Origin of the sequence: Streptomyces alkaliterrae (assembly GCF_007097205.2) — a bacterium.
In the GTDB taxonomy this organism is placed as follows: domain Bacteria; phylum Actinomycetota; class Actinomycetes; order Streptomycetales; family Streptomycetaceae; genus Streptomyces; species Streptomyces alkaliterrae.
Map to the genome: position 1 here is coordinate 1 of NZ_VJYK02000449.1, position 3141 is coordinate 3141.

The following is a 3141-nucleotide window of genomic DNA, read 5'->3' on the forward strand; positions in this document are numbered from 1 at the left end:
TCCCGAAACCGGGGTTCCGCCCCGGACCCCGGTCACGGCCTTCGGCCGCTTGTCCTCAAACTCCCCCGGCCTTCGGCCGGGGGAGTTTGAGGTCCGGGGGTCTGGGGGCTGGCCCCCAGGAAGCCACCGCCGCTGCGGCCACCGCCGCTGCCGCCGGCAGCGCGTACGGCCAGTGCGCGCCCAGGTGCTCCGCCGCCTGCCCGCCGAGGGCGGCCCCGGCGGCGATGCCCCCCAGCAGCGCGGTCACGGCGATCGTCATCCCCTCGTTGATCCGCGCCGCCGGAACCAGCCGCTGGACGAGCGACATCGCCGTCACCATCGTCGGCGCCGTGGCCATGCCGGCCACCAGCAGCGCGGGCGCCAGCAGTGCCAACCCGCCCGCCCACGCGGCCAGCAGCGGCAGCGTCATCAGTACGGCCATCAGCGCCACGCAGCCGGTGAAGCGGCGCCGCAGCCCGCCGCGCGGTCGCAGCAGCCCGAAGGCGAGCCCGGCGGCGCACGATCCGGCGGCCTGGAGCGCGAGGATGGGACCGGCCCACGCCGCGTGCCCGAGTGCATCCGCATGCGCGACCGTGACGACCTCCATCGACCCGAACACCGCCCCCGTGCACAGGAACACGCACAGCAGTGCGGGCATGCCCGCCACGGCGATCGGCGCCCGTCCACCCGTCTGCCGCGCCGCGACCGGCGGCTCGGTCCGCCGCTGCGCGGCGAACAGCAGCGTGCCGCCGCCCAGCAGCACCGTCGCCAGCAGCGTCCCGGCCTCCGGAAAGAGCCCCAGGCACACCGCGATGGCCACCACCGGACCCAGCATGAAGCACAGTTCGTCCGTGGCCTGTTCCAGGGAGTTCGCGGTGTGCCGGGCGCGCACCCGCTCCGGATTCTCCCCCCGGTACAGGTGCGCCCAGCGGGCACGCGCCATGCCACCGGTGTTGGGCGCTGTGGACGCGGTCGCGGCGCAGGCGAACAGCGTCCAGGCCGGCGCGCCCGTCCACACGGCCAGCACCAGCAGCAGGTGGCCGAGTACCGCCAGCAGTACGGCCGGTACCGCGACGCGTGCCTGCCCGTGCCGGTCGACCAGCCGGGCCACCAGCGGCGCCAGCAGCGCTGCCGCGGCCAGCCCGGTCGCGCTCACCGCCCCGGCGAGCGCGTACGAGCCGCGCGTCTGGGCGATCATCACCACGGACGCGACGCCGAACATCCCCATCGGCAGCCGGGCGAGCACCCCGCTCGCCCAGAACGCCCCGGCGCCCGGCGCCTCGAACAGCCGCACGTACGCACCGAGTCGGCCGTCCCGGAGCCGGCGGCGGGGCGGCCGAGGGGCGGCGGCGATCAGTGTGGAGCCGGTCATGGTCAGGAAGGGCGCGGGCGGACGGCGGACCGTGTCGGTAGGGGTGGTCGGCATGGGCACCAGCCTCGGGGTGGCCCGCCCGTACCGTCCAACACCTGATCCGACGGATTCACGCGATCCTGTTGTCAATCGCCGCTGCCCTGGCAGGATGGCCGGATGGCCCACGACCTCGACCCCCGACTGCTGCGCGCCTTCGTCGCGGTGGCCGAGGAGCTGCACTTCACCCGGGCCGCCGCTCGCCTCCACATCGCCCAGCAGGCCCTCAGCCGAGACATGAGGCGGCTCGAACAGCGCCTGCGCGCCGACCTGTTCACCCGCTCCACCCGGCACGTCGCCCTCACCGCCGAAGGCGAGCGGCTGCTGCCGCACGCCCGCGCGGTGCTGGCCGCCCACGACGAACTGAACGCAGCCGTCGACCGCACGGCCCGCCCGCTGGTCGTGGACGTCGCGGCGCCGGTCGCCACCGGCCACCGCGTCCTGGAGGACGCCCGCACGCACGCACCGGGTGTGGAGTTCGTCGCCCGCTTCGTCAGCGGGCTCGCCGGAGCCGCCGAACAGCTCGCCGCCGGTCGGCTGGACGTCTCCTTCGGTCGCTTCGCCGGGCTGCCGCCGACCCTGCGGCGCGGCCTGGACCACGGGCTGGTCCGGCTGGAACGACTCGCCGTGCTGCTGCCCGCCGACCACCCGCTGGCCGCCTCCCCGCACGTCCCGCTGGCCGCGCTCGCAGGCGAGACCCTGTACGCGGGCGCAGGCAACGCGGAGACCGCCGAGTGGACGGACTACGCCCGCGCGCTGTTCGCCGGGCGGGACATCCGGATCGCGCCGCCCTTCCCGAAGATCGAGGGCAAGGACGAGTTCGTCCGCGTGGTGCGCTCGCGCGGCTGGTCGGTACTGGCGAGCGAGGTCTTCGTGGAGGTGCCGGGCATGGTGCTGCGACCGCTCGTCGAGCCCGTACCGCTCTCCCCGGTCTCCGTCGTCTGGCGGCGCGGACTGCGGCATCCGGGCCTGGACGCCCTGCTGCGCAGCGCCGCCGCGCTGGGCGCCCCGGAACGCTGGCTCGACGCACCCCCGGGAGCCTGGCTGCCGGCCCCCGACCGGGAGCTGCTGGGCCTGCCCGCCGCCTGACCCGCGGTGTCTCCCGGCGGGTGGGGAGGCCGCGTGAGCGGCGCGTCCCCGGCGACCGGCACGTAAAACCTTGCCCAATTCTTCCCCGCGCGGGCATTTCGGACAGTGCCGACCTGCCGTGCCACCTCGGTCCATGCCCGGCTGATTCGAGTGAACAGGTGAAATCCCGTTCGTCATCCTGCGGTAGATTCCTCCTCCGGACGGGTGACTCGGGGGGAACACGACGACAGCCTGTCCGGGCCATGTTGGAGCGCAACCGACCACCCGCGCTCGTTGCATGAGGAGCGCGAGATGAGTGGTCCACCGAAGTCCGCGGACGCGGAGACCGTGCGGATGGCGAAGGTCGAGAAACCGACCGTCGCCGCACCCGCCGTCGACGTGTCCGGCGTCGGCGAGGAGCCGGTCTTCGTAGACGGCAGCGGGCGCCGCCGCCGTACCCTCCGCCGGATCGGCTGGGCGCTCGGCCTCGCCTGCGCCGGCTACGCCGTCGTCCTCGTCTTCAGCCTCGCCGGCGGCAACTCCAACGCGCCCTGGCTGCCGCTGACCGGCCCGCAGGAGGGCGAGTCGGCGGACGGCGTGCGCACCGACGCCGAACCGGAGAAGTCCCCCGAGGAGACCACCTCCGGCCCGCCCGAGCCGCCTGCCGGACCCGACACCCCCATACC

The 3141-nt window shown here is 75.0% G+C and carries 2 protein-coding genes and 1 pseudogene; 2 read left to right on the forward strand and 1 reads right to left on the reverse strand.

What is annotated here, in order from left to right; translation table 11 throughout:
• Positions 1 to 55: 55 nt before the first annotated feature.
• Complete coding sequence (locus FNX44_RS25395) at positions 56 to 1405, reverse strand: MFS transporter (protein WP_143651329.1); 1350 nt, start codon at positions 1403 to 1405, stop codon at positions 56 to 58.
• Between the two features lie 102 nt (positions 1406 to 1507).
• Between FNX44_RS25395 and FNX44_RS25400 the strand changes: the two genes are divergently transcribed.
• Together FNX44_RS25400 and FNX44_RS25405 are read left to right on the forward strand one after the other, a co-directional pair.
• Positions 1508 to 2476 (forward strand): LysR family transcriptional regulator, encoded by a 969-nt coding sequence (locus FNX44_RS25400; RefSeq protein WP_143651330.1) that lies wholly within the window; start codon positions 1508 to 1510, stop codon positions 2474 to 2476.
• Positions 2477 to 2767: 291 nt separating this feature from the next.
• Positions 2768 to 3141, forward strand: a pseudogene (locus tag FNX44_RS25405) (translation initiation factor IF-2); the annotation flags it as partial.